Here is a 22,613-nt window from a genome sequence, read left to right as displayed (position 1 = left end):
GTCAGCCGAGCATCCACCGCCCCCGAAGGAGCCCCATGAGCATCAACGAGTTCCCGCTCCCCGACGTCGGCGAGGGCCTGACCGAGGCCGAGATCGTGTCGTGGCGCGTGCAGCCGGGGCAGCGCATCGCCGTGAACGAGGTGCTGTGCGAGATCGAGACGGCGAAGTCGCTCGTCGAGCTGCCGAGCCCCTTCGCCGGCACCGTCGACGCGCTGCTGGTCGCCGAAGGCGAGACCGTCGAGGTCGGCACGCCGATCGTGCGGGTGCGCGAGGGGGCGGATGCCGCTGCCGACGCCGCGACCGAGTCGCCCGCCGAGCCGGCGCAGGCCGCGATCGCTGCCGCCGACACGGCCCAGTCGATTGACCACGACGAGAAGCCCGGTGCGGTGCTCGTCGGCTACGGCGCGAAGGGTCACGTGGCCTCGCGGCGTCGGCGCGCGGGTGTGGGCGGTGACGCGGGCGGGCGCCACGCGGGCGACGCCGCAACGAGCGCGGGAGCATCCCGCCCCGCCCCGCCGGCCTTCGTGCCGGCCGCCGCGGCGGTGCCGGTCATCGCGAAGCCGCCGATCCGCAAGCTCGCGAAGGATCTCGGCGTCGATCTGCAGGAGGTGCAGCCGACGGGGCTCGCCGGCGAAATCACGCGCGACGACGTCATCCGGCACGCCTCGCAGGCGAGCGTGTTCCGCAACATCCAGACGCCCGACTGGCCGGAGGCGCGCGAAGAGCGCATCCCGGTCAAGGGCGTGCGCAAGGCGATCGCGCAGGGCATGGTGCGCAGCGCCTTCACCGCGCCGCACGTGAGCATCTTCGTCGACGTCGACGCCACCCGCACGATGGAGTTCGTCAAGCGCCTCAAGGCCAGCCCCGACTTCGCCGGCATCAAGGTCTCGCCGCTGCTCATCATGGCGAAGGCGATGATCTGGGCGGTGCGCCGCAACCCGATGGTCAACTCGACGTGGACCGATGAGGAGATCGTCGTGCACCACTTCGTCAACTTCGGCTTCGCCGCCGCGACGCCGCGGGGCCTGGTGGTGCCGAACGTCAAGAACGCCCAGGCGATGAGCCTGCGCGAGCTCGCCCAGGCCATCGAGCAGCTGACGATCACGGCGCGCGACGGCAAGCTGCAGCCCGCCGACATGGCCGACGGCACGATCACGGTCACCAACATCGGCGTCTTCGGCATGGACACCGGCACGCCCATCCTCAACCCCGGCGAGGTCGCGATCGTCGCGCTCGGCACCATCAAGCAGAAGCCGTGGGTGGTCGACGGCGAGGTGCGGCCGCGGTTCGTGACGACGCTCGGCGCCTCGTTCGATCACCGCGTGGTCGACGGGGATGTCGCGAGCCGGTTCCTGGCCGACGTCGCCTCGGTCATCGAGGAGCCGGCGCTGCTGCTCGACTAGGTCGACGTGGCGGGCCGCGCCTCGGTCGCGCGGCGCGAGTCGGGCTCGAGGAGCACGAGCGGGATCACCCGCCGCGTCTTGCGCTGGTAGGCGGCGTAGCCGCGGTAGGCGCGCACGGCGAGCGGCCACAGCCGCGCCCGCTCGGCGTCGGTCGCCGTGCGCGCGAGGTACGGGGCGGGCTCGCCGCCGCGCGCCGCCGCCACGCCGACGCGCGGGTCGGCGACGAGGTTCAGGTACCACGCGGGCATGAGGTCGTCGCCGCCGCGCGAGGCGACGACGACGAGCGTCTCACCGGCCTCGGTCGACTCGACGACGGGCACGGTGAGGATCGCGCGGCGCTCGACTCCGCTGCGTCGGCCGCGCGTGATGAGCTCGATGACGCGCATGCGCCCGAGCCGCGAGCCGACGCGGCCGCCGGTGAGGGTCAGCACCGCGCGGTGCAGGCCGGTCATCGCGAGCATGGCGAGGCGGTTCGACATGCCGAGCAGGCTAGTCGCGCGTGCCGGGAATGAGCCGCGGGCCGGTGGCGCGGGGGCGCTGGGCAGGCGGCGGACGCTCGCGCCGCGCATCCCTTATTGAGAACGGTTTTGACAACCGTTCTCGATAAGCCGTACGATCGGCGCATGCCCACCCGCTCGCGCGCCCGTGCCCTGCCCGCCCTGCTGCTCGCCTCGACCACCGGCCTCGCTCTCGTGGGCTGCGCCGCGGCCGCCGAGCCCGCCGGCACGGAGGGCCTCTCGATCGTGGCCTCGACCAACGTCTACGGCGATCTCGCCGCGAGCATCGCCGGCGAGCTGGCGACGGTGACGAGCATCATCGACTCCCCCGCGATCGACCCGCACAGCTACGAGGCGAGCGCGCAGGACCAGCTCGCCGTCGCGGGCGCCGACCTCGTCATCAAGAACGGCGGCGGCTACGACCCGTTCATCGACGTGCTCATCGAGGGCTCCGGAGCCAAGGCGCCCGTCGTCACGGCCGCCGCGATCGCGGGCATCGACGACGACCACGCCCACGGCGAGGAGGAGGCGCACTCCGAGGAGGAGGGCGAGGCCCACTCCGAGGAGGAGGGCGAGGCGCACAGCGACGAGGGCGAGGAGGGCGACGCCCACAGCCACGTCGCCGGTGAGAACGAGCACGTCTGGTACGACATCCACGTCATGGAGGAGGTCGCCGCCGCGATTGCCGCCGAGCTCGTCGAGCTCGACGCCGACAACGCCGCGACCTACGAGCAGAACCTCGCCGACCTCGAGGCCGAGTTCGAGGCGCTCGACGCCGAGCTCGTCGCCGCGGCCGAGGCGCTCGGCGGCGGCACGGTCGCCGCGACCGAGCCGGTGCCGGCGTACCTGCTCGCCGAGCTCGGCTTCAGCGACGAGACCCCCGAGCAGTTCACCGAGGCCATCGAGGAGGGCGCGGACGTGCCGCCGCTCGCCCTGCAGCAGACCCTCGACCTCATCGACGCGGGCGAGGTGACCCTGCTCGCCTACAACGAGCAGACGGCGAGCCCCGAGACCGAGCGGGTGCGCGAGGCGGCCGAGGCGGCGGGCATCCCGGTGGTCTCGTTCGTCGAGACCCTGCCAGAGGGTGAAGACTACGTCTCGTGGATGCGCGCGAACATCGAGGCGGTCACGCAGGCGCTGACGCCGGCGTGACGCCCGAGCCGACGACCGCGCCGACGCCCGCGCCGGCCCGCAGCCGATCACCCGGCCCTGCCGCACACCCCGCCCCGGTGCTCAGCATCCGCGGCGGGGCGCTGCGCTTCGGCCCGCGCACCCTGTGGAGCGGCCTCGACCTCGACGTGCACCCCGGCGAGTTCATCGCGGTGCTCGGCGCGAACGGCACGGGCAAGACGAGCCTGCTGAAGGCCATGCTCGGCGAGCAGCGGCTGAGCGCGGGAGAGGTGCTCGTCGACGGGCATCCGGCGCATCGGGGTCACCGCGGCATCGGGTACATCCCGCAGCAGAAGATCGTCGCGCCGGGCACCCCCCTGCGCGGGCGCGACCTGGTGATGCTCGGCGTCAACGGTCGCCGCTACGGCCCGCCCATCACGTCGCGGGCCGATCGCGAGAAGGTGGATGCCCTGCTCGCCGCCGTCGGCGCCACCGACTACGCCGACCAGCCGCTCGGCAGCCTCTCCGGCGGCGAGCAGCAGCGCCTGCGCGTGGCGCAGTCGCTCGCCGACGACCCCGCGCTGCTGCTGTGCGACGAGCCGCTCATGAGCCTCGACCTGCACCACCAGCGGGGGGTGAGCGAGCTCATCGACGCGCGCCGTCGGGATCACGCGACCGCCGTCGTCTTCGTCACCCACGACGTGAACCCGGTGCTCGGCATGGTCGATCGCGTGCTGTACCTCGCGCACGGGCGCTTCACGATCGGCGCCCCCGACGAGGTGCTGCGCAGCGAGGTGCTGAGCCAGCTGTACGGCACGCCGGTCGACGTCTTCCACTCGCACGGGCGCATCGTCGTCGTCGGCGCCCCCGACGGCGACCACCACCACGGGGTCGTGGCATGAGCGGGGTCGTCGCATGATCGGCGTCGACTGGCCCACCTACGTGCAGCTGCTCGGCCTCGTGCAGAACTCGATCATCGCCGCGGCGGTGCTCGGAGTCGTCGGCGGGCTCATCGGCGTGTTCGTCATGCAGCGCGACATGGCCTTCGCCGTGCACGGCATCAGCGAGCTGTCGTTCGCGGGCGCGGCGGCGGCGCTGCTGCTCGGCGTGAACGTAGTCGCCGGCTCCATCGTCGGCTCGCTCGTGGCCGCCGCGATCATCGGGGTGCTCGGCGCCCGCGCGCGCGATCGCAACTCGATCATCGGCGTGCTCATGCCGTTCGGCCTGGGCCTGGGCATCCTCTTCCTGGCCCTGTACCCAGGGCGCAGCGGCAACAAGTTCGGCCTGCTCACGGGTCAGATCATTAGCGTCGACCTGCCCCAGCTCGGCCTGCTGCTCGGCATCAGCGCCCTCGTGCTCGTCTCGCTGCTCGTGATCTGGCGCCCGCTGACCTTCGACAGCCTCGACCCGGAGGTCGCGAGTGCCCGTGGCGTGCCCGGTCGTGCGCTCAGCATCGTGTTCATGACGCTGCTCGGCCTGACGGTCGCGGTCTCGGTGCAGGTCATCGGTGCCCTGCTCGTGCTCGCGCTGCTCGTCACGCCCGCCGCGGCCGCCCTGCGGGTGTCGGCCTCACCCGTGCTCGTACCGGTGCTGAGCATGCTGTTCGGGCTCGTGTCGGCCGTGGGGGGCATCCTGCTCGCGATCGGCGGCTCGCTGCCGATCAGCCCGTACATCACGACGATCTCGTTCGCGATCTACGTGGTCTGCCGGCTGCTCGAGCGGCGCGTGAAGTCGGGCGCGAGCCGTCGCCCGCGCACGCCGGCGCTTGCGGAGGTCGCCCGATGATCGCGCACGCGACCCCGAAGACGGATGCCCTCGCGGAGGCCGCCCGATGAAGCGCAACACGTGGCAGCGCGAGGCCGTGCGGGCCGCTCTCGCCGACGCCGGCGGCTTCGTGAGCGCGCAGGCCCTGCACGCGAGCCTGCGCGAGGGCGGCTCGACGATCGCGCTCGCGACCGTCTACCGCACCCTCACGGGGCTCGCCGACGAGGGCGAGGCCGACAGCCTGCAGCAGGAGGGCGAGCTGCTGTATCGCGCGTGCACGCCCGGCAGCCACCACCATCACCTCATCTGCCGCCGCTGCGGCACGACCGTCGAGATCGAGGCGCAGCCGGTCGAGGAATGGGCTCGCCGCACCGCCGCCGAGCACGGCTTCACGCGCGCCGAGCACGTCGTCGACATCTTCGGCCTCTGCGCCCGCTGCACCGAGTTGGCCGATCGGGCTTCCAGGCCGTAAGCTGGGGGATTGTGTCGGGCGAGCCTTCGCCCTTCCTGTGCGCACTCCGCCCCGTTCATCCCGCTACTCGAACGGATCAGGCGGTGTCTGCGTGCCGACAAGTGACCTTGGGTGCGGCGCTCGCCGCACGGTAGCCGAATATTGGAGGACCCATGGCAGCCGTCTGCCAGGTGACCGGAGCCGTTCCCGGCTTCGGGCACAACATCTCTCACTCGCACCGTCGCACCAAGCGCCGGTTCGACCCGAACATCCAGAAGAAGACGTACTACGTGCCGTCGCTTCGTCGTAACGTCACGCTGACCCTGTCGGCGAAGGGCATCAAGGTCATCGACGCCCGTGGCATCGAGTCCGTGGTCAAGGACCTCCTGGCCCGTGGGGAGAAGATCTAGTGGCGAAGCAGCAGGACGTCCGTCCGATCATCAAGCTCAAGTCGACCGCCGGCACCGGGTACACCTACGTGACCCGCAAGAACCGTCGCAACGACCCCGACCGCCTCGTGCTGAAGAAGTACGACCCGGTCATCCGCAAGCACGTCGAATTCCGCGAGGAGCGCTAACCATGGCGAAGAAGAGCAAGATCGCGCGCAACGAGCAGCGCAAGGTCGTCGTGGAGCGCTACGCCGCGAAGCGACTCGAGCTGAAGAGGGCCCTCGTCGACCCGAACGGCACCGACGAGAGCCGCGAGGCGGCCCGTGTCGGCCTGCAGAAGCTGCCCCGCGACGCCTCGCCGGTGCGCGTGCGCAACCGCGACGCCGTCGACGGTCGCCCCCGTGGCCACCTCAAGCAGTACGGCATCTCGCGCGTGCGGTTCCGCGAGATGGCCCACCGCGGCGAGCTGCCCGGCATCACCAAGTCGAGCTGGTAGTCGGCTCGATCGGCTGAGAAGCCTTCCGAAGGGCGTCCCTGTGAGGGGGCGCCCTTCGTCGTTCGCGCGGGTCATGGAGCTCGAATCCGGGCGGAATCGGCGGAAAACGGGCCCGAATCGCCGCATTCCGGCCCGAATCAGCCCGGAAACGCTCGAGCCTGGTGCTAGTTTCGAGGCGGTTCGCGGCCATCCCCTGGTCACGAGCCGCTTCACCGAACTTGAGGTCCGAGGAGGACACCATGAACCGTTCCGAGCTCGTCGCCGCTGTGGCCGCTGAGTCGGGCCTGAGCCAGGCTGACGTCAACCGTGTCGTCGACGGCCTGTTCTCGGTCCTGTCCGACGCCGTGGGCAAGGGCACCAAGGTCTCGATCCCTGGCTGGATCTCGGTCGAGCGCACCTCGCGCGCCGCGCGCAAGGGCCGCAACCCGCAGACCGGTGCCGAGATCGACATCGCCGCGTCGAACGGCGTGAAGATCAGCGCCGGCAGCAAGCTGAAGGCCGCCGCCAAGTAAGTCAGGCGCCAGCCCGACCGGCTGCGGCTCGCCGCGCCGGTCTCCACGACGGGGACGACCCACCACGGGTCGTCCCCGTCGTCGCGTTCGGGGGCGGATGCTCGACGCGCGCCGCCCGCGCCGAGCTCGCTCCCCGAGCCGCCGCCCCAGGTTGCTCGCCTACCCTGGAGGCGTGACCTCGACCCGCCCGGCCTCGCGCGCGCAGTCCGGCACCGCCGCGCCGCGCGGGCAGCGCCCCGCGAGCGGGATCGCCACGGCCCGCGGCATCGGTCTCGGCGCCCTCGCCCTCGCGGCCCTGCTCGTCGCCGCCGTGCTGGCCCTGCTCGTCGCCCTCGTGCTCGGCGGCGGGGCCGAGGCCCCGCTCGTCGCCGACCCGGGCCCGGTCGTCCGGTACGGCCTGCCGATCGCGAAGCTCATCATGACGCTCGCCTCCGCGGTCGCGATCGGCGCCCTGCTGCTCGCGCTCATCGCGCTCGCGCCGGAGCGCCTCGAGCACCATCGCGCCCTCGACGTCGCCGCGGCCGCCGCCGGCGTGTGGACGCTCGCTGCGGTCGTCACCGGCTTTCTGACCTTCCTCAGCGTCTTCCTCGAGCCGGTCTCGCTCGACGCGCGCTTCGGCAGCCTGCTCGCGACGTTCTTCGGTGAGACCGAGCCGGGCCGCGCCTGGCTCTGGACGGTCGTCATGGCCGCGACCGTCACGGTGCTGTGCTTCGCCGTGCGCACCCCGTGGGTGCTCGCCCTCGTCGGGCTGCTCGCGGCGGCGACCCTGTGGCCGGTCGCGCAGCAGGGTCACGCGGGCGGCACGGCCGACCACGACGCCGCGGTCACCGCCGTGTACCTGCACGCGGTGTTCGCCGCGATCTGGGTCGGCGGGCTCGCCACGATCGTGCTGCTGCGCCGCGTGCTCGCCGATCGCCTCCCGGTCGTGCTGGCCCGCTACTCGACGCTCGCGCTCATCGCCTTCGTCGTGGTGTCGGTCTCGGGCCTGGTGAGCGCGCAGCTGCGCGTCGGCGGCCTCGAGGGGCTCGCCACCGGCTACGGCGCGATCCTCATCGGCAAGGTCGTCGCGCTCGTGGCCCTCGGTGGCTTCGGCGCGTGGTACCGGGCCCGCCTGATCGCACGGGTGCAGCGCGAGGTCGCGCCCCGGGCATCCTTCTGGGCGATCGTGGTCGCCGAGCTCGTGGTCATGGGCGTCGCGAGCGGCCTCGCGACGGCGCTCGCGCGCACACCCTCGCCCGTGCCGGAGGTGCCGGTCGACCAGCTGGCCGACCCGACGCCGGCCGAGATCCTCACCGGGGCGCCGCTGCCGCCGCCGTTCGAGCCGTGGCGCGTGCTCACCGAGTGGGATCTCAACCTGCTGTGGGCGCTGCTGGCCGGCTTCGGCCTGTTCTTCTACCTCGCCGGCGTGGTGCGCCTGCATCGGCGCGGCGACCGCTGGCCGGTGCACCGCACGATCCTGTGGACGACGGGGATGCTCGCGCTCGTGTTCGTCACCAGCAGCGGCATCGCGGTCTACGAGCGCTACCTGTTCAGCGTGCACATGCTCGGGCACATGATGCTGAGCATGGGCATCCCGGTCATGCTGGTGCTCGCGGCCCCGGTCACGCTCGCGGCGCGCGCGATCCGGGTGCGGAAGGACGGCTCGCGGGGCCCGCGCGAGTGGATCCTCGCGATCGTGCACTCGCGCTGGGCCGGCCTCGTCGGTCACCCGATCGTCGCCTCGGTGATCTTCGCGATCTCGCTGCTGGTGTTCTACTACTCGCCGCTGTTCTCGTGGGCGGTGAGCGACCACCTCGGCCACCAGTGGATGGTGCTGCACTTCCTGCTCAGCGGCTACTTCTTCGTCAACGCGCTCATCGGCATCGACCCGGCGCCGTATCGGCCGCCGTACCCGGTGCGCCTCATGATCCTGCTGGCGACGATGGCGTTCCACGCGTTCTTCGGCCTGTCGATCATCACGAGCTCGGGCCTGCTGCTGCCGGAGTGGTTCGGCGCGATGGGCCGCGAGTGGGGCGACACCCCGCTCGCCGATCAGGTGCGCGGCGGCGAGATCGCCTGGAGCGTCGGCGAGATCCCGACCCTTGCCCTGGCGATCCTGGTCGCCGTCATGTGGAGCCGCGACGACTCGCGCGAGACGAAGCGGCGCGACCGTCAGGCCGACCGCGACGGCGACGCCGAGCTCGAGGCCTACAACCGGATGCTCGCGGGCCGCGCCGAGCGCGCGCAGCGGGTCGAGCGCACGAGCGCGGGCGGGCCGACCGGCGGCACGAGCGCCTAGCCCTCCTGCTCCGGCGGGTCGATCGTCACGGCGACACCGTCGTCGCCGAGCACGACCGAGCCGCGGATGACCGCCACGACCGCCTCGTCGCGCTCCTCCACGACGCCGTCGATGAGGCGCTGCACGGTCAGCTGCACCCGCACGGTCGCCCCGCCCTCGAGCCGCCACTGGCCCGTGCGCGCCCCGGGCACGACGCTCGTGACGGCCGGCACGGCGACGCGCCACTGTGGCGCCTCGACGAGCCGGTCGGGCACGGCGAGCCCGAAGGGGCAGCCGGCGGGCTGCAGCACGCGCTGCGCGACGCAGTCGTCGAGGAACGCGGCGACCTCGCGGTCGACGAGGCGCTTGAGGCGCGGCGACGGCGTGGTCGCCACGACGAGGGGGCGGGCGGCGGATGCCGTGCCCGCCCGGGTGCGCACCGCCTCGCCGTCGAGGTACGGGCTCGCGATCGCGACCTCCACCCGCGCGGGCACGAAGGCCGCGACGCCCTCCACGTCGCCGGCGAGCTCGGTCGTCACGGTGCGGCCGTTGGCGCGCACCCGGTCGTGGCGGTCGGCGCCGACGAGGATGCGCTGCACGGGCGGCTCGGCGAAGCGCCACTGCGTGAACGGCCCGAGCGGCGTCCGCTCGAGCGCGAACGCGACCTCGGCGACGTCGTCGCCGCGCTCGCCGTAGCGCGCGATGACGGTGCGACCGCCCGCGTCGGCGTCGACGACGGCGACGATCTCGACGACGTCGGGCGTGCTCGCGTCGCCGAGGGGCGCGCCGCCCCAGCGCTCGAGGTCGGCCTTGTCGAGCCCGGCGAGCGCGGCCGCGGTCGTGAGGTCGTCGTCGGCGAGGGCGGTGAGGTAGTGGCGCACGAGGCGCTCCGGGCTCGTCGCGTGGGCGACGGCGGCGGCGATCGCGACGATCGCGGCGGCGAGGCAGGCGAGCACGGCTCCTCCCCAGAGCATCCGTCGCCGCGTCATGCGCGACAGCCTAGGTGCGCGCGACGACCGAGCGACGCACGCGGGTACCCTGGCTGGCATGCCCTTGCGACCCGACGCCGGCCTCGCGGCCGAGCAGCGGGCGGTGCTCGAGCTCATCGAGTCGACGCGCGAGCACGTCTTCGTGACGGGGCGCGCAGGCACGGGCAAGTCGACGCTGCTGCAGGAGTTCCTGGCCACGACCGACCGCACCGTCATCGTGTGCGCGCCGACTGGGGTCGCGGCCCTCAACGTGGGCGGGCAGACGATCCACTCGCTGTTCCGGCTGCCCATCGGGCTCATCGCCGACCACGAGCTCGAGAACCCGCCGCAGCTGGCGAAGCTGCTCGGCGGGGTCGACACGATCGTCATCGACGAGGTCTCGATGGTGAGCGCCGACCTCATGGATGCGATCGATCGCCGCCTGCGGCAGAGCCGCGCCCGCCCGCACGAGCCGTTCGGCGGCGCGCAGGTGGTGCTCTTCGGCGACCCGTACCAGCTCGCGCCCGTGCCGGGCCGCGATGAGGGCGAGCGCGCCTACTACGCCGACCACTACCGCTCGATGTGGTTCTTCGACGCGAAGGTGTGTGCCGAGGCGCCGCTGCGCATCGTCGAGCTGCAGACGATCCACCGCCAGCAGGATGAAGCCTTCCGCCACATGCTCTCGGCGGTGCGGCATGGCGAGGTCACGCCCGAGATCGGGCGCGCCCTCAACGCCGCGGGCGAGCGCACCCCGCCGAGCGACGGCATCCTGACGCTCGCGACGACGAACGCGACCGTGACGCGCATCAACACGGATGCCCTGCGTCGGCTGCCCGGCGCCGCCAAGACCGCGCGCGCCGACATCGCGGGCGAGTTCGGCGGCCGCGGCGGCTACCCCGCCGACGAGACCCTCGAGCTCAAGGTCGGGGCGCAGGTGATGTTCCTGCGCAACGACACCGCCGGCGACGGCGTCATGCGCTGGGTAAACGGCTCACTCGGCACCGTCGAGCGCATCGGCAAGACCGTGCACGTCGAGGTCGAGGGCGAGAGCCACGAGGTGCTGCCCGCGGTGTGGGAGAAGTACAAGTACACCTACTCGGCCGCGACGAAGCGCGTCACGAAAGAGGTCGTGGCCGAGTTCACGCAGTTCCCGCTGCGGCTGGCGTGGGCGGTCACGATCCACAAGTCGCAGGGCTCGACCTACAACCAGGCGATCGTCGACCTCGGGCCTCGCGCGTTCGCGCCGGGGCAGGCGTACGTCGCACTGTCGCGCATCCGCTCGCTCGAGGGGCTCTACCTCACGCGCGGGCTGCGGCCGAGCGACGTCATCGTCGACGCCGACGTGCGGCGCTTCATGGCCGACGTCGAGCCCATCATCGGGCGGGCGGTCGAGCGCGCGAGCTGAGTCGCGGCGGTCTCGCGCGACCGAGCCGCGGCGCGCGCTACGGCGTCATGCCGTGGTGGCCCTCGTGGCCGGGCACCGCGAAGCGGGGCTCCGGCTGCTCCTGCGCCTCCTGCGGCGCCTGCTGCTCGTCGGCGCCGCGCTCGTCGACGAGGGTCGTCACGGCGCTGCCGGGCACGAGCTCGGGCCGCACCGACGCCACGGCGGGGGCCGCCACGGCGCCCGTGGCGATGAGCGCCGAGACGAGCAGCACCGCCTGGCGGGCCGGGCGGCTGGGACGGGCGGGCACGGCGCGCGGAGCATCCGCCGATCGCAGCCTGCGCGCCGCGAGGCCAGCGACCGCGGCGCCCGCGAAGGCGAGCACGGCCGAGCCCAGCAGGGCAGGCATCGCGAACGCCGCCACCAGGTCGGGGCGCTCGAGCGCGTCGGCGAGCGTGAGCGCCCCCGAGAGCAGGATGACCGGCGCGACGACGAGCGCCACGAGCAGCGCGGGGTCGGCGGCGAGCGCACCGCGCAGCACAAGGGTGGCTCCCACGGCTTCGGCGACGCCCACGACGCCGAGCAGCGCCGCGGCGAGCGGTGCGACGCCCGAGGCGGCGACGGCGAGATGCACAATGCTCGCGCCGAGCAGGGTCAGGGCGACGAGGGAGCGGTGCACTGCGGTCATGCACCCTGTTCGTCGCGCCGAGCGGCGCGGTTGCCCGCGCTCAGCGAACGGTCAGCCTGCCGGGGGCGCGGCGGGGTTCGCAGCGGGAGGCGTCGACGCCCTGCGGTCGGCCCCGAAGCCCGCCCCGAGCAGGAACGCCGACGCCGCGAACTGCACGAGCACGTCGCTGGAGTTCAGCGCCAGCACGTTCGCGGGCGTGCCGATGAGGTAGAGCCCGGCGATGCCGAACGCGAGCAGCAGGGTGCCCATGACGCGGTTGACCGAGCGGGCGGCGTGCAGCGACCGCAGCCCGGGCACGAGCAGCACCGCGCCGGTCGCCATCGTCACCACCGACTGCAGCGGGTTCGCCGTGAACACGATCAGCAGCGGCACCCCGACCGGGTCGAGCGGCGGCCGGCCCAGCGAGACGACGAACCCGGCGGCCCCCAGCAGCAGGAGCCCCACGCCGAACGCGACCGCCCACACGCGGTTCCACGGCAGGTCGGTCAGGCGCACGCCCCCACGCTACCCGCGGAGCGCGGTGAGGCGTACGGTCGTCCCATGACGACGGATGCTCGGCTCACGAACGACGGCTCGCACGACCGCGCCCACCCCGCGCTGCCCGCTCGCGACCTCGCCGCCACCGCCGCCTTCTACGGCCGGCTCGGTTTCGACGTCGTCCACCACGACGACACCTGGTTGCGTATGCGCCGCGGGTCGATCGAGCTCGAGTTCTTCCCGCATCCGACCCTCGACCCGTCGACGAGCGACCACCAGTGCGTGCTCCGTGTGGCCGACGTGGATGCTCTGCACGCGGCGTTCGCGCAGGCCGGCGTCGCGCAGTCGACCACGGGCATCCCCCGCCTCACGCCCGTTGCGACGCAGTCGTGGGGTCAGCGCGCGGCGTACCTGGTCGACCTCGACGGCTCGCAGCTGGCGCTCGTCGAGGAGCGCTGACCGCGACGAGCCGACCCGCGGCTCAGTTTTCGGCGCGCAGCCCGCGGGAGGCGAGCACGCGCTCGACCACGATCTCGAGCACCCCGCGCTCGGGGTTGGGCCGCGGCTCGCGGTAGCGCTCGGTGTACAGCGCGACTCCGAGCGCGACCGACTCCGCATCGGTCAGCAGGCGGGCGGGCCCCTCGAACGAGATCCAGCGCGCGCCGTCGACGCTGCTGACGGATGCCCGGCCCGACCGCTGCGCGTTGACGAACTTCTGCGACCCACGACTGCCGATGACCCGCACGACGCCGTCGCGCCACGTGAAGCCGACCGGCACCGCGTGCGTGCGCCCGTCGCGGCCCACCGTCGAGAGCGTGCCCAGGTGCCGCTCGGTCACGAACGAGAGCCCAGCATCCGTCAGCTGCATGTGCCTCCGATCAGGGCAACGGCGAGCGACACGGATCGAGCTTCGCACCGCTGCGCCGCAGCAGCGGCGGCGGAGCCATCAACACCGAGGGGATGACGGGAATCGAACCCGCGCTATCAGCTTGGGAAGCTGAAGTTCTGCCATTGAACTACATCCCCAGTCGCAGACCCGAGGGCTGCGGGCCCAGTGTAGCGAACCTCACCCCGTCGCTAGGCTGAGCGTCATGCTGCTGAGCGACCGCGACATCCGTGCCGAACTTGAGTCGGGCCGCATCGGCCTCGACCCGCTCGACCTCGCGATGGTGCAGCCGTCGAGCGTGGATGTGCGGATCGACAGCTTCTTCCGCCTCTTCGACAACCACAAGTACCCCGTCATCGACCCGGCGGAGGATCAGCCCGAGCTGACGCGCCTGGTCGAGGCGAAGGAGGGCGAGCCGTTCATCCTGCACCCGGGCGAGTTCGTGCTCGGCGCGACGTACGAGCGGGTGACACTGCCCGACGACGTCGCGGCGCGCCTCGAGGGCAAGAGCTCGCTGGGCCGCCTGGGCCTGCTGACGCACTCGACGGCGGGCTTCATCGACCCCGGCTTCAGCGGGCACGTCACGCTCGAGCTGAGCAACGTGGCGACGCTGCCGATCAAGCTGTGGCCGGGCATGAAGATCGGGCAGCTGTGCTTCTTCCGGCTGAGCTCGCCGGCCGAGAACCCGTACGGCACGGGCAGCTACCTGAACCGCTACCAGGGTCAGCGCGGGCCGACGGCGTCGCGCTCGTTCCAGAACTTCCACCGCACCGAGATCCCGCGCGAGCGCTCGGCCGACTGACGGGGGGCCGTTCCCAGCGGCGGATGCTCGGCGCGAGCCGCGACCGCGCGCGAGGTCAGGCGGCGGCGGTGAGCAGCGCCGCGATGCGCTCGATGAGCTCGCGCGAGCTGAACGGCTTGACGATGTAGTCGTCGGCGCCGGCGGCGAAGGCCCGCTCGACGTCCTTCTGCTGCGAGCGCGCGGTGAGCATGAGCACCTTGATGTCGCGGCCGGGGCCGTCGGCGCGCAGTCGCTCGAGCACCTCGATGCCGTCGAGCTTGGGCATCATCCAGTCGAGGATGACGAGGTCGGGGCGCTCCTCGAGCGCCAGCTCGAGTCCGCGCTCGCCGTCGCTCGCGCTCATGACCTCGTGCCCGGCGCCGCGCACTCGGTTCTCGAGCAGCAGGAGGACGTCGGGCTCATCCTCCACGATCAGAATCCGCGTCACGATTCCCCTTCCGCTGGTCAGACTCTAGTCTCACGAGTGACACGTGTTCGACCTTTCCGGCGACCGCGTCGCGGAAGGAGCAGCGATGGGTCAGGGCGGCATCGTGACGCAGCTCTGGTTCGCGACCCCGCTGGTGCGACGGAGCGTGATCGTGCTGCTCCTGGCGGCCGGCGGCGTGGTCGGTGCGCTGAGCGTCGCCTTACGGGAACCGGGCGCCCCGATCGCGCCGTGGTGGCCGGCTGCCGGCATCGCGGTGATCGCCGTGCTCGCGTCGCGCGGCACGCGCACCGTCGCCGCGGGTGGGGTGTTCCTCGCCGCGGTGGTCGCGAACGCTGTGCTCGGCCGTGAGCTCGGGCTCACCCTCGGCTACGGCGTGGCCAACGCGGTCGAAGCGCTCGTCGTCGCGCAGTTCGCCTCGCGCGGCGGGCCGGAGGCCCGCATGGACGGCGTGCGCGACGTCGCCCGCTTCGTCGCCGCCGTGGTTCTCGGTGCGGTCGTCATGGGCGTGCTGGGCGGCCTCACCGCCGCGATGGTGGCCGGCGGCTCGTTCCTGACCAGTTTCCTCAGCCTGGTCGCTTCCCATGGCTCGGCGATGCTCGTCATCGCCCCGCTAGCGCTCGTCAGTCGGCGAACGGTGCGCGGGCATCGGCGCCTTGAGATCGTGCTCCAGCTCGTCGTCGTGTTCGTCATCGTCGCGTGGGTGTTCTGGCCGGACAACGCCCTGCCCGTGGCGTTCCTCCCTTTCGTGGTGCTGCTGTGGGCGGCCTTCCGCTTGCCGATCATCGTCGTCGCGATCGAACTGATCGTGGTGGCCGTGCTCTCGACGACCCTCGTCGGCATGGGCGGCGGTGCAATCGGCGACGTCGCCCAGACGGATCCGCGCATGGCGCAGCTCATCCTGCAGCTGTTCCTCATCGTGCATGCCTGCTCCGCGCTGTTCGTCGCGGCGGCGCGCAACGACTGGGCGAACGTCGTCACGCAGCTCGGGGCCAGGGAAGCGCTCCTCCGGGGCGGCATTGTTAACAGCGACACGGGCATCCTCATCGCTGAGGTGACCGACGGCGACCGACTTCGCGTTGTCGGCGTCAACGCGACCGCGCTCGGCGCGCTCGGTCGGGAGTCGATGCCGCCCACGTGGGGTGTGGTGGGGCTCCGCATGACACCGGGGCAGCCGCTCTTCGGGGTCGCGGAGCTTGACGCCCTCATCCACGACCGAAAGCCGGGCCGCGTCGAGGTCGACCAGGGCGACCGGCGGTATGACGTCGACCTCGGGCTCCACGAGGGAGTCGCGGCCACGACCGTCATGACGCTCGTGTTCACCGACGTGACCGCCCGCGACGAGCGCGAGCGCCGCGCGCTCGACGCCGCCGAGCGTCTGCGCGACCTCAACCGGCAGAAGGACGACTTCATCTCCTCCGTCAGCCACGAGCTGCGCACGCCGGTCACGAGCATCCTGGGCTTCGTGGAGGACCTGGAGGATGCGCCGCTCGGCGAGCGCGAGCGCGTCGCGAGCGAGGTCATCGCCCGCAACGCCCGGCGCCTCGCCGACGTCATCGAGGACGTGCTCGAGCTCGGCAAGCTGAGCTCGGCGAACGCCGTGGCGCGCCCGTCGCACTCCTTCGACCTCGTCGCGCTCACCCGGCACTGCGCGCAGGACGCCGAGGGGCTCGCGGCGGGTCGCTCGGTGCGCATCGAGGTCGACGCCGCGGACGGCTCGGTGCCGGTGCGCTCGGTGCCGCAGGACCTCACGCGCGTGCTCGCGAACCTCCTGTCGAACGCGGTGAAGTTCACGCCCGACGGCGAGCACGTCGCGGTGCGCGTCGAGTCGACGATCGCTGGCCCCGTCATCACGATCGCCGATCGCGGCCCGGGCATCCCGCCGGCCGTGCTCGACCAGGTCTGGGAGCGCTTCTACCGCGTCTCGGATGCCCAGCACCGCGACGTGCCGGGCACGGGGCTCGGCCTGCCTATCGTGCGGGCGCTCGTCGAGCAGCGGCTCGCGGGCTCGGTCGAGCTGCTCTCCGACGGGTCGACGGGCACCACGGCGCGCGTCGCGCTGCCCTGGGATCGCGACGCCGAGCTCGAGCGGCGAGCGCTCGCGGATCCGGTCGGCCTCGGCGGAGCATCCGCCCGATCGGCGTCACCCGCCGAGGGCCTGGCCGACGACGAGGCGCTGCCGCTCACCGGTCACGCCTGAGCCGCCTCAGGCCGGGCGGTACTCGCCCTGCCAGGCCTCCAGCTGCCAGCCGAGCCACGGGCTGTAGGCGAAGGGCGTCGCGCCGACGGCCGAGCGCAGCGCCTCCGGCTCGACCCACGCCCACTCGGCGACCTCGTCGTCGGCCGGCTCCGGGTCGCCCTCGGCGATCGCCGTGAAGACGGGGCAGATCTCGTTCTCGACGATGCCCGAGGCGTCGACCGCCCGGTAGCGGAAGTCGGGCAGCGCCGGGCGCACGTCGCGCACGCGCAGCCCGAGCTCACGCTCGGCGCGGCGGGCGATCGCCTGCTCGAAGGGCTCGTCCGGCGCCGGGTGGCCGCAGAAGCTGTTCGACCACACGCCCGGCCAGGTGGCCTTGCCGAGCGCCCGCCGGGTGACGAGCACCCGCCCGCGCTCGTCGAAGACGTGGCACGAGAAGGCCAGGTGCAGGGGGGTGTCGGTGGTGTGCACCGTCGCCTTGGGGGCGAGACCGACGGGCGTGCCGTCGTCGGCGAGGAGAACGACGTTCTCGGGCTTTCCGGTCATGGGTGCCGCTAGTCTGCTCGGGTGGATCGACACGACCAGGTGGCGGTTGCCGCGCAACGCGGAGCCCTGGTCGACGCTGTGCTGGAGCGCTTCTTCAGCCTAGCCAAGAAGCGTGCGAGCCCCCTCGGCTCGTCGTACGAGCACCTCTGGGGTCTGCTCGAGCGCAACACGCAGGGCGGCAAGCGGTTCCGGCCGCGCATGGTCATGGCCGCATACGCCGGGCTCGGCGGCGACGACATGGATGCCGCGGCCTACGTCGGCGCGAGCTTCGAGCTGCTGCACACCGCCCTCATCGTGCACGACGACGTGATCGACCGCGACTTCGTGCGGCGGGGCATCCCCAACATCTCCGGCACCTACCGCGACCACGCCGTCGGGCGCGGCGCGAGCGTCGAGATCGCCGAGCACCGGGGCGTGTCCGCCGCCGTCATCGCCGGCGACCTCGCCCTGTTCAACGCCTACCGGCTCATCGACCGCAGCGGCGTCACGGGCGCCATGCGCGACCGTCTGCTCGACATCCTCGACGAGGCGATGTTCGCCTCCGCCGCGGGCGAGCTGCTCGACGTCGACCTGTCGATGGCGACCGCGGCGCCGCTCGTCGACGAGATCCTGACCATGGAACGCCTGAAGACCGCCGTGTACTCGTTCGAGACCCCGCTGCAGGCCGGCGCGGTGCTCGCCGGCGCGAGCGAAGCCGCGGTCGCCACGCTCGGCGAGTTCGGGCGCGAGATCGGCATCGCCTACCAGATCGTCGACGACGTGCTCGGCGTCTTCGGCGAGGAGGAGTCGACCGGCAAGACCACGATCGGCGACCTGCGCGAGGGCAAGCGCACCGTCATGATCGCCTTCGCCTGCTCGACCCCCGAGTGGGCTCGGCTGCAGCAGCTCATCGGCGACCCCGACCTCACGCACGAGCAGGCCATCGAGGCGCGCCTGCTGCTCGTGCAGTGCGGCGCCAAGGCCTTCGCGGAGGACCTCGCGCGCGGCTACGCCCAGCGCGCGCTCGCCCGCCTGGCCGAGCCGCACATCCCCGCCGCCCTCCGCGACGAGCTCCACCCCGTCGCCGAGACCGTCCTGAACAGGGTGCGATGAAGCGCTTGAGCCTGTACGACTCCGCCGCCGACGAGGTGGCCGGGGTCGTGATTCGCCGCTACTCGACGTCGTTCGGCCTCGCCTCGCGCCTGCTCGGGCCGGGCATCCGCCAGCACGTCGAGAACATCTACGCACTCGTGCGCGTCGCCGACGAGATCGTCGACGGCGGCGTCGCCGAGGCAGGCCTCGATCAGGCGGCGGCGGGTCGCTACCTCGACGAGCTCGAGGCCGACACGAACCAGGCGATGGAGCAGGGCTACAGCGCGAACCTCGTCGTGCACGCCTTCGCCCGCACGGCGCGCGAAGTCGGCTTCGGGCGCGAGCTCACCGAGCCCTTCTTCCACTCCATGCGCATGGACCTCACCGACACCGAGCACGACCAGGCGAGCTTCGACGAGTACGTCTATGGCTCGGCCGAGGTCGTCGGGCTCATGTGCCTCCGAGCGTTCCTGCAGGAAGCGCCCCCGACCCCCGAGCAGAATGAGCGCATGGTCCGCGGCGCGCGGGCCCTCGGCGCGGCGTTCCAGAAGGTCAACTTCCTTCGCGATCTCTCCGCCGATTTCGAGACCCTCGGGCGCAGCTACTTCCCGGGCGTGCGCGTGGAGTCGTTCACGGAGGAGGAGAAGCACCGCTTGCTCGACGACATCGACGACGATCTGCGGATGTCCGCCGCCGTCCTCCCCGACCTCCCGGCTTCCAGCCGTCGCGCCGTCGCCCTCGCCCAGGGCCTCTTCGCCGAACTGGCCGCACGCCTGCGCCGCACGCCCGCGAGCGAGCTCGTGCGCGCCCGCGTGCGCGTGCCCGACCCGGTGAAGCTGCGCATCGCGGCGAGCGTGCTCGCCGGCCGGCTGCCCCAGCCGACGCCGGCGCGTCAGGCGGTGGCGTCGTGAGCCGCGTCGTCGTGATCGGCGGCGGCATCGCGGGCCTCGCGAGCGCGGGCCTGCTCGCGCGCGAGGGCCACGAGGTGACGCTCGTCGAGCAGCGCGAGGCGACCGGCGGTCGCGCCTACTCGTGGGAGTCGGACGGCTTCCGCTTCGACATGGGCCCCAGCTGGTACCTCATGCCCGAGGTCTTCGACCACTTCTTCAAGCTGCTGGGCACGAGCGCGGCCGAGCAGCTCGAGCTCGTGCAGCTCGACCCCGGCTACCGCGTCATCACGCAGGGCCACGACGAGTGGACCGACATCGCCGCGACGCGGGAGGAGAACGTCGCCCTCTTCGAGTCGATCGAGACGGGTGCGGGTGCGAAGCTCGAGCGCTACCTCGACTCCGCCCTCGACACGTACGAGATGGCGAAGAAGCGGTTCCTCTACACGAGCTTCCAGTCGTTCGGGCCGCTGCTGACGACCGACGTGCTCAAGCGCACGCCGAAGCTCGTGCAGCTGCTGCTGCAGAACCTCGACGCGTACGTCGCGCGGCGCTTCGACGACCTGCGCCTGCGGCAGGTGTTGGGCTACCCGGCGGTGTTCCTCGGCTCGTCGCCGTTCGACACTCCGGCGATGTACCACCTCATGAGCCACCTCGACCTCGCCGACGGGGTGCTCTACCCGATGGGCGGCTTCACGACGCTGATCGAGCGCATCCACGCGGTCGCCGAGCAGCAGGGGGCGAGCATCCGCACGAGCGCGCCCGTCGCGCGCATCCTCGTCGATGAGGCCACGAGCGCCGCGCGCGGCGTCGAGCTCGTCAGCGGCGAGATCATCGAGGCCGACATCGTCGTCTCGGCCGCCGACCTGCACCACACCGAGACGCAGCTGCTGCCGCCGCAGTTCCAGTCGTACCCGGAGGAGTACTGGGAGCCGCGCAACCCCGGCCCGAGCGCCCTGCTGATGTACCTGGGCGTGAAGGGCGAGCTGCCGAACCTCGAGCACCACACGCTGCTGTTCGCCGCCGACTGGCGCGAGAACTTCGAGGCCATCTTCGGGCCGGGCACGCGCCTGCCCGAGCCGGCCTCGCTCTACATCTGCAAGCCCAGCGGCGTCGACCCCTCGGTCGCGCCCGAGGGCCACGAGAACCTGTTCGTGCTCGTGCCGGCACCCGCCGACCTCTCGCTCGGCCGCGGCGACGTCGACGGCGACGGCGACACGCGCCTCGAGGCCTACGCCGACCGCATCATCGCCCAGATCGCCGAGTGGACCCGCACGCCCGACCTCGCCGAGCGCATCGTGCTGCGGCGCACCTACGGGCCCGGCGACTTCCACGCCGACCTCAACGCCTGGCGCGGCAGCATGCTGGGCCCGGCGCACACGCTCAAGCAGAGCGCGTTCTTCCGCACCGGCAACGTCTCGAAGAAGGTGCGCGGCCTCTACTACGCGGGCGCGTCGACGATCCCGGGCATCGGCCTGCCGATGTGCCTCATCAGCGCCGAGGTGCTCGTCAAGCGGCTCCGCGGCGACACGTCGACGGGGCCGCTGCCCGAGCCCCTCGAGGCGAGCCGACCCGCCGCGGCGCCGGCAGCGTGATCGGCTTCAGCTACCTCATCGCGCTCGCGATCTCGATCACGGGCATGGTGCTGCTCGATCGCCGGTTCGGGCTGTTCTTCTGGCGCGACTGGCGCCGGGCATCCGTCGTGCTGCCGCTCGGGGTGGCGTTCTTCCTCGTCTGGGACGTCTTCGGCATCGCCCTCGGCATCTTCTTCCGCGGGCAGACCGAGTTCATGACGGGGCTGCTCATCGGGCCGGAGCTGCCGATCGAGGAGGTCTTCTTCCTCACCCTGCTGAGCTACAACACGATGAACGCGTACACGGCGGCGGTCGACCTGCTCGGCGGCCGGTGGTCGCGCCGGGCATCCGTCGCCTCGACCGGTGAGGGGGCGGGCGGATGACCTACACCCTCCTCAACGTCGTCTTCCTGGGCGTCGTCGCCCTCGTCGCGATCGCGGCGATCGTCGTGCGCCGGGCGCCGCGCTGGCGCGCGGCGGGTCTCGCCGCCGTGCTGCTGCTCGCGCTCACCGCGATCTTCGACAACGTCATCATCGGCACGGGCCTCGTCGCCTACGACGATGCGCTCATCAGCGGCATCCGCATCGGGCTCGCGCCGATCGAGGACTTCGCGTACACCGTCGCGGCGCTCGTGCTGCTGCCCGCGGTGTGGGAGCTGCTGCCTCGGCGCTCGCCGCGGCAGGATGAGCACTCGTGAGCACCCTCGGCCAGCTGCTGCTGAGCTCGCGCCCGCTCAGCTGGATCAACACGGCGTTTCCGTTCGGCGCCGCGTACCTGCTGACGACGGGCCGGCTCGATGTGGCGTTCTGGGTGGGCACGATCTTCTTCCTCGTGCCCTACAACCTCGCGATGTACGGCATCAACGACGTCTTCGACTACGAGAGCGACCTGCGCAATCCGCGCAAGGGCGGCGTCGAGGGGGCGCTGCTCGACCCGCGCGTGCACCGCACGACCCTCATCGCCGCGGTCGTGTCGTGCGTGCCGTTCCTCGTCGTGCTCGTCGTGCTCGGCGACCCGCTGTCGTGGCTCGTGCTCGCGATCAGCATGTTCGCCGTCGTCGCCTACTCGGCGAAGGGGCTGCGCTTCAAGGAGAAGCCCTTCCTCGACTCGATCACCTCGAGCACCCACTTCGTGAGCCCCGCGGTGTACGGGCTCGTGCTCGGCGGGGCGACGTTCACGCCGCAGCTGTGGCTGATCCTCGCCGCCTTCTTCCTCTGGGGTGTCGCAAGTCACGCCTTCGGCGCGGTGCAGGACGTCATCGCCGACCGCGAGGGCGGCATCGCCTCAATCGCGACGGTCATCGGCGCGAGGGCGACCGTGCGCTTCGCGGTCGTGTCGTACGTGCTCGCGGGCCTGCTGCTGCTCGGCACCGAGTGGCCGGGCCCGCTCGCGGCGCTCGCCGCGCTGCCCTACGCCGTGAGCACCGCGCAGTGGTGGAACGTCACCGACGACCGGGCGGAGGACGCCAACCGCGGGTGGAAGCGGTTCCTGTGGCTCAACTTCCTCGCCGGGGCGGTCGTCACGATGATGCTGATCGCCTGGCCACTGGGTCGCTGACGGGCACGGGGTCGCTGAACCTCGCGGCGGCGGGCGTCGCCGTCGACTTGTGACAGCGCAGGCCCCATCGCGCACGGGCCGCATCGAGGTCGGTGCCGGGCGGCACGTCGATCTCCTCCAGCCTGCACGGAACTTCTGCGGCGATCCAGAGCAGGTCGATACCCTCGGTATGCCGCAGCGGGACCAGCTCGCCGTCGCCCGCCTCGATGAGGGCGCGCACACGACGGTGGAAGATCAGGGCCATCTCCGTTTCGGCGATGTACCTGTTCCCGAAGT

28 protein-coding genes and 1 tRNA gene are annotated in these 22,613 nt (G+C 72.3%); 20 read left to right on the top strand and 9 right to left on the bottom strand.

Going from position 1 to position 22,613, the window contains the following annotated elements:
• Positions 1-35 precede the first annotated feature (35 nt).
• Positions 36-1,403 (top strand): dihydrolipoamide acetyltransferase family protein, encoded by a 1,368-nt coding sequence (locus ID804_RS10335; protein ID WP_169078860.1) that lies wholly within the window; start codon positions 36-38, stop codon positions 1,401-1,403.
• On the opposite strand, the gene ID804_RS10330 is transcribed toward ID804_RS10335, so the two are convergent.
• The gene (locus ID804_RS10330) at positions 1,400-1,882 is read right to left on the bottom strand and encodes a nitroreductase/quinone reductase family protein (RefSeq protein ID WP_169078862.1); all 483 of its coding nucleotides are present in this window, start codon (positions 1,880-1,882) and stop codon (positions 1,400-1,402) included. The genes ID804_RS10335 and ID804_RS10330 overlap by 4 nt on opposite strands.
• Positions 1,883-2,026: 144 nt before the next feature.
• Here ID804_RS10330 and ID804_RS10325 point away from each other — a divergent pair, with 144 nt between their 5' ends.
• The 9 genes from ID804_RS10325 to ID804_RS10285 all read left to right on the top strand — a co-directional run bounded on the left by ID804_RS10325 (position 2,027) and on the right by ID804_RS10285 (position 8,900).
• Entirely contained in the window at positions 2,027-3,052 is a 1,026-nt protein-coding gene (locus ID804_RS10325) for a metal ABC transporter solute-binding protein, Zn/Mn family (RefSeq protein WP_169078864.1), read from the top strand.
• A 77-nt stretch (positions 3,053-3,129) separates the two neighbouring features.
• The gene (locus ID804_RS10320) at positions 3,130-3,912 is read left to right on the top strand and encodes a metal ABC transporter ATP-binding protein (protein WP_317451262.1); all 783 of its coding nucleotides are present in this window, start codon (positions 3,130-3,132) and stop codon (positions 3,910-3,912) included.
• Between the two features lie 13 nt (positions 3,913-3,925).
• Positions 3,926-4,795, top strand: coding sequence for a metal ABC transporter permease (locus ID804_RS10315; protein ID WP_169078868.1), 870 nt, complete (start codon positions 3,926-3,928; stop codon positions 4,793-4,795).
• A 46-nt stretch (positions 4,796-4,841) separates the two neighbouring features.
• Positions 4,842-5,246, top strand: coding sequence for a Fur family transcriptional regulator (locus ID804_RS10310; protein WP_169078870.1), 405 nt, complete (start codon positions 4,842-4,844; stop codon positions 5,244-5,246).
• 152 nt (positions 5,247-5,398) lie between these two features.
• On the top strand, positions 5,399-5,635 hold the full coding sequence (gene rpmB / locus ID804_RS10305) for a 50S ribosomal protein L28 (protein ID WP_018188988.1): 237 nt from the start codon (positions 5,399-5,401) through the stop codon (positions 5,633-5,635).
• Positions 5,635-5,802, top strand: coding sequence for a 50S ribosomal protein L33 (gene rpmG / locus ID804_RS10300; RefSeq protein ID WP_137737339.1), 168 nt, complete (start codon positions 5,635-5,637; stop codon positions 5,800-5,802). The genes rpmB and rpmG overlap by 1 nt, the downstream gene beginning before the upstream one ends.
• 2 nt (positions 5,803-5,804) lie before the next feature.
• Entirely contained in the window at positions 5,805-6,110 is a 306-nt protein-coding gene (rpsN, locus tag ID804_RS10295; RefSeq protein WP_169078872.1) for a 30S ribosomal protein S14, read from the top strand.
• A gap of 239 nt (positions 6,111-6,349) precedes the next feature.
• A complete protein-coding gene (locus ID804_RS10290) occupies positions 6,350-6,622 on the top strand; it encodes an HU family DNA-binding protein (RefSeq protein WP_169078874.1) in 273 nt (90 codons plus the stop codon).
• A gap of 172 nt (positions 6,623-6,794) precedes the next feature.
• Positions 6,795-8,900, top strand: a complete 2,106-nt coding sequence (locus ID804_RS10285; protein WP_317451261.1) for a bifunctional copper resistance protein CopD/cytochrome c oxidase assembly protein — start codon at positions 6,795-6,797, stop codon at positions 8,898-8,900.
• On the opposite strand, the gene ID804_RS10280 is transcribed toward ID804_RS10285, so the two are convergent.
• Complete coding sequence (locus ID804_RS10280) at positions 8,897-9,868, bottom strand: hypothetical protein (RefSeq protein WP_169078878.1); 972 nt, start codon at positions 9,866-9,868, stop codon at positions 8,897-8,899. The two genes, ID804_RS10285 and ID804_RS10280, sit on opposite strands and share 4 nt — an antisense overlap.
• Positions 9,869-9,926: 58 nt before the next feature.
• Between ID804_RS10280 and ID804_RS10275 the strand changes: the two genes are divergently transcribed.
• The gene (locus ID804_RS10275) at positions 9,927-11,252 is read left to right on the top strand and encodes an ATP-dependent DNA helicase (RefSeq protein WP_169078880.1); all 1,326 of its coding nucleotides are present in this window, start codon (positions 9,927-9,929) and stop codon (positions 11,250-11,252) included.
• Positions 11,253-11,289: 37 nt separating this feature from the next.
• On the opposite strand, the gene ID804_RS10270 is transcribed toward ID804_RS10275, so the two are convergent.
• Both ID804_RS10270 and ID804_RS10265 read right to left on the bottom strand, forming a co-directional pair.
• On the bottom strand, positions 11,290-11,916 hold the full coding sequence (locus ID804_RS10270) for a hypothetical protein (protein WP_169078882.1): 627 nt from the start codon (positions 11,914-11,916) through the stop codon (positions 11,290-11,292).
• A 51-nt stretch (positions 11,917-11,967) separates the two neighbouring features.
• Positions 11,968-12,411: a DUF4383 domain-containing protein gene (locus tag ID804_RS10265; RefSeq protein WP_169078884.1), complete on the bottom strand. Its 444-nt coding sequence runs from the start codon at positions 12,409-12,411 to the stop codon at positions 11,968-11,970.
• Positions 12,412-12,456: 45 nt separating this feature from the next.
• On the opposite strand from ID804_RS10265, the gene ID804_RS10260 reads away from it, so the two are divergent.
• Positions 12,457-12,852, top strand: coding sequence for a bleomycin resistance protein (locus ID804_RS10260; RefSeq protein WP_169078886.1), 396 nt, complete (start codon positions 12,457-12,459; stop codon positions 12,850-12,852).
• A 22-nt stretch (positions 12,853-12,874) separates the two neighbouring features.
• On the opposite strand, the gene ID804_RS10255 is transcribed toward ID804_RS10260, so the two are convergent.
• Together ID804_RS10255 and ID804_RS10250 are read right to left on the bottom strand one after the other, a co-directional pair.
• Entirely contained in the window at positions 12,875-13,261 is a 387-nt protein-coding gene (locus ID804_RS10255) for a pyridoxamine 5'-phosphate oxidase family protein (protein WP_169078888.1), read from the bottom strand.
• 87 nt (positions 13,262-13,348) lie between these two features.
• Positions 13,349-13,419, bottom strand: a tRNA-Gly gene (locus tag ID804_RS10250).
• A gap of 65 nt (positions 13,420-13,484) precedes the next feature.
• On the opposite strand from ID804_RS10250, the gene dcd reads away from it, so the two are divergent.
• Positions 13,485-14,081 (top strand): dCTP deaminase, encoded by a 597-nt coding sequence (gene dcd / locus ID804_RS10245; RefSeq protein WP_169078890.1) that lies wholly within the window; start codon positions 13,485-13,487, stop codon positions 14,079-14,081.
• Positions 14,082-14,136: 55 nt separating this feature from the next.
• On the opposite strand, the gene ID804_RS10240 is transcribed toward dcd, so the two are convergent.
• The gene (locus ID804_RS10240; RefSeq protein ID WP_169078892.1) at positions 14,137-14,508 is read right to left on the bottom strand and encodes a response regulator transcription factor; all 372 of its coding nucleotides are present in this window, start codon (positions 14,506-14,508) and stop codon (positions 14,137-14,139) included.
• A gap of 43 nt (positions 14,509-14,551) precedes the next feature.
• Here ID804_RS10240 and ID804_RS10235 point away from each other — a divergent pair, with 43 nt between their 5' ends.
• Positions 14,552-16,705, top strand: a complete 2,154-nt coding sequence (locus tag ID804_RS10235; protein WP_169078894.1) for an ATP-binding protein — start codon at positions 14,552-14,554, stop codon at positions 16,703-16,705.
• Between the two features lie 6 nt (positions 16,706-16,711).
• Here the strand turns inward: ID804_RS10235 and idi are convergent, their stop codons facing one another.
• Positions 16,712-17,248, bottom strand: coding sequence for an isopentenyl-diphosphate Delta-isomerase (gene idi / locus ID804_RS10230; protein WP_169078896.1), 537 nt, complete (start codon positions 17,246-17,248; stop codon positions 16,712-16,714).
• A gap of 21 nt (positions 17,249-17,269) precedes the next feature.
• Between idi and ID804_RS10225 the strand changes: the two genes are divergently transcribed.
• The 6 genes from ID804_RS10225 to ID804_RS10200 are packed head-to-tail and all read left to right on the top strand — an operon-like array spanning position 17,270 to position 22,337.
• Positions 17,270-18,340 carry a polyprenyl synthetase family protein gene (locus tag ID804_RS10225; protein ID WP_317451260.1) on the top strand — a complete coding sequence of 357 codons (1,071 nt, stop codon included), beginning with the start codon at positions 17,270-17,272 and terminating at the stop codon, positions 18,338-18,340.
• Positions 18,337-19,230: a phytoene/squalene synthase family protein gene (locus ID804_RS10220; protein WP_169078898.1), complete on the top strand. Its 894-nt coding sequence runs from the start codon at positions 18,337-18,339 to the stop codon at positions 19,228-19,230. Before ID804_RS10225 ends, ID804_RS10220 begins: the two co-directional genes overlap by 4 nt.
• On the top strand, positions 19,227-20,801 hold the full coding sequence (gene crtI, locus ID804_RS10215; RefSeq protein ID WP_169078901.1) for a phytoene desaturase family protein: 1,575 nt from the start codon (positions 19,227-19,229) through the stop codon (positions 20,799-20,801). Before ID804_RS10220 ends, crtI begins: the two co-directional genes overlap by 4 nt.
• The gene (locus ID804_RS10210; protein WP_317451259.1) at positions 20,798-21,163 is read left to right on the top strand and encodes a lycopene cyclase domain-containing protein; all 366 of its coding nucleotides are present in this window, start codon (positions 20,798-20,800) and stop codon (positions 21,161-21,163) included. The genes crtI and ID804_RS10210 overlap by 4 nt, the downstream gene beginning before the upstream one ends.
• Entirely contained in the window at positions 21,160-21,477 is a 318-nt protein-coding gene (locus ID804_RS10205; RefSeq protein WP_169078903.1) for a lycopene cyclase domain-containing protein, read from the top strand. The genes ID804_RS10210 and ID804_RS10205 overlap by 4 nt, the downstream gene beginning before the upstream one ends.
• On the top strand, positions 21,474-22,337 hold the full coding sequence (locus tag ID804_RS10200) for a prenyltransferase (RefSeq protein ID WP_169078905.1): 864 nt from the start codon (positions 21,474-21,476) through the stop codon (positions 22,335-22,337). The genes ID804_RS10205 and ID804_RS10200 overlap by 4 nt, the downstream gene beginning before the upstream one ends.
• Here ID804_RS10200 and ID804_RS10195 read toward each other — a convergent pair.
• Positions 22,300-22,581, bottom strand: a complete 282-nt coding sequence (locus tag ID804_RS10195; RefSeq protein ID WP_188219191.1) for a hypothetical protein — start codon at positions 22,579-22,581, stop codon at positions 22,300-22,302. The two genes, ID804_RS10200 and ID804_RS10195, sit on opposite strands and share 38 nt — an antisense overlap.
• Between the last annotated feature and the right edge of the window lie 32 nt (positions 22,582-22,613).

Origin of the sequence: Microcella alkalica (assembly GCF_014595885.1) — a bacterium.
Lineage (GTDB): Bacteria > Actinomycetota > Actinomycetes > Actinomycetales > Microbacteriaceae > Microcella > Microcella alkaliphila_B.
This window is presented reverse-complemented; position numbering and strand designations above follow the sequence as displayed.

Excerpts from the sequence above, each read along its gene's own strand:
- ID804_RS10335 (WP_169078860.1), top strand. The coding sequence starts at position 36 with ATGAGCATCAACGAGTTCCCGCTCCCCGACGTCGGCGAGGGCCTGACC.
- ID804_RS10330 (WP_169078862.1), bottom strand. The coding sequence starts at position 1,882 with ATGTCGAACCGCCTCGCCATGCTCGCGATGACCGGCCTGCACCGCGCG.
- ID804_RS10325 (WP_169078864.1), top strand. The coding sequence starts at position 2,027 with ATGCCCACCCGCTCGCGCGCCCGTGCCCTGCCCGCCCTGCTGCTCGCC.
- ID804_RS10315 (WP_169078868.1), top strand. The coding sequence starts at position 3,926 with ATGATCGGCGTCGACTGGCCCACCTACGTGCAGCTGCTCGGCCTCGTG.
- ID804_RS10310 (WP_169078870.1), top strand. The coding sequence starts at position 4,842 with ATGAAGCGCAACACGTGGCAGCGCGAGGCCGTGCGGGCCGCTCTCGCC.
- rpmB (WP_018188988.1), top strand. The coding sequence starts at position 5,399 with ATGGCAGCCGTCTGCCAGGTGACCGGAGCCGTTCCCGGCTTCGGGCAC.
- rpsN (WP_169078872.1), top strand. The coding sequence starts at position 5,805 with ATGGCGAAGAAGAGCAAGATCGCGCGCAACGAGCAGCGCAAGGTCGTC.
- ID804_RS10290 (WP_169078874.1), top strand. The coding sequence starts at position 6,350 with ATGAACCGTTCCGAGCTCGTCGCCGCTGTGGCCGCTGAGTCGGGCCTG.
- ID804_RS10280 (WP_169078878.1), bottom strand. The coding sequence starts at position 9,868 with ATGACGCGGCGACGGATGCTCTGGGGAGGAGCCGTGCTCGCCTGCCTC.
- ID804_RS10275 (WP_169078880.1), top strand. The coding sequence starts at position 9,927 with ATGCCCTTGCGACCCGACGCCGGCCTCGCGGCCGAGCAGCGGGCGGTG.
- ID804_RS10270 (WP_169078882.1), bottom strand. The coding sequence starts at position 11,916 with ATGACCGCAGTGCACCGCTCCCTCGTCGCCCTGACCCTGCTCGGCGCG.
- ID804_RS10260 (WP_169078886.1), top strand. The coding sequence starts at position 12,457 with ATGACGACGGATGCTCGGCTCACGAACGACGGCTCGCACGACCGCGCC.
- ID804_RS10255 (WP_169078888.1), bottom strand. The coding sequence starts at position 13,261 with ATGCAGCTGACGGATGCTGGGCTCTCGTTCGTGACCGAGCGGCACCTG.
- dcd (WP_169078890.1), top strand. The coding sequence starts at position 13,485 with ATGCTGCTGAGCGACCGCGACATCCGTGCCGAACTTGAGTCGGGCCGC.
- idi (WP_169078896.1), bottom strand. The coding sequence starts at position 17,248 with ATGACCGGAAAGCCCGAGAACGTCGTTCTCCTCGCCGACGACGGCACG.
- ID804_RS10220 (WP_169078898.1), top strand. The coding sequence starts at position 18,337 with ATGAAGCGCTTGAGCCTGTACGACTCCGCCGCCGACGAGGTGGCCGGG.
- ID804_RS10205 (WP_169078903.1), top strand. The coding sequence starts at position 21,160 with ATGACCTACACCCTCCTCAACGTCGTCTTCCTGGGCGTCGTCGCCCTC.
- ID804_RS10195 (WP_188219191.1), bottom strand. The coding sequence starts at position 22,581 with ATGGCCCTGATCTTCCACCGTCGTGTGCGCGCCCTCATCGAGGCGGGC.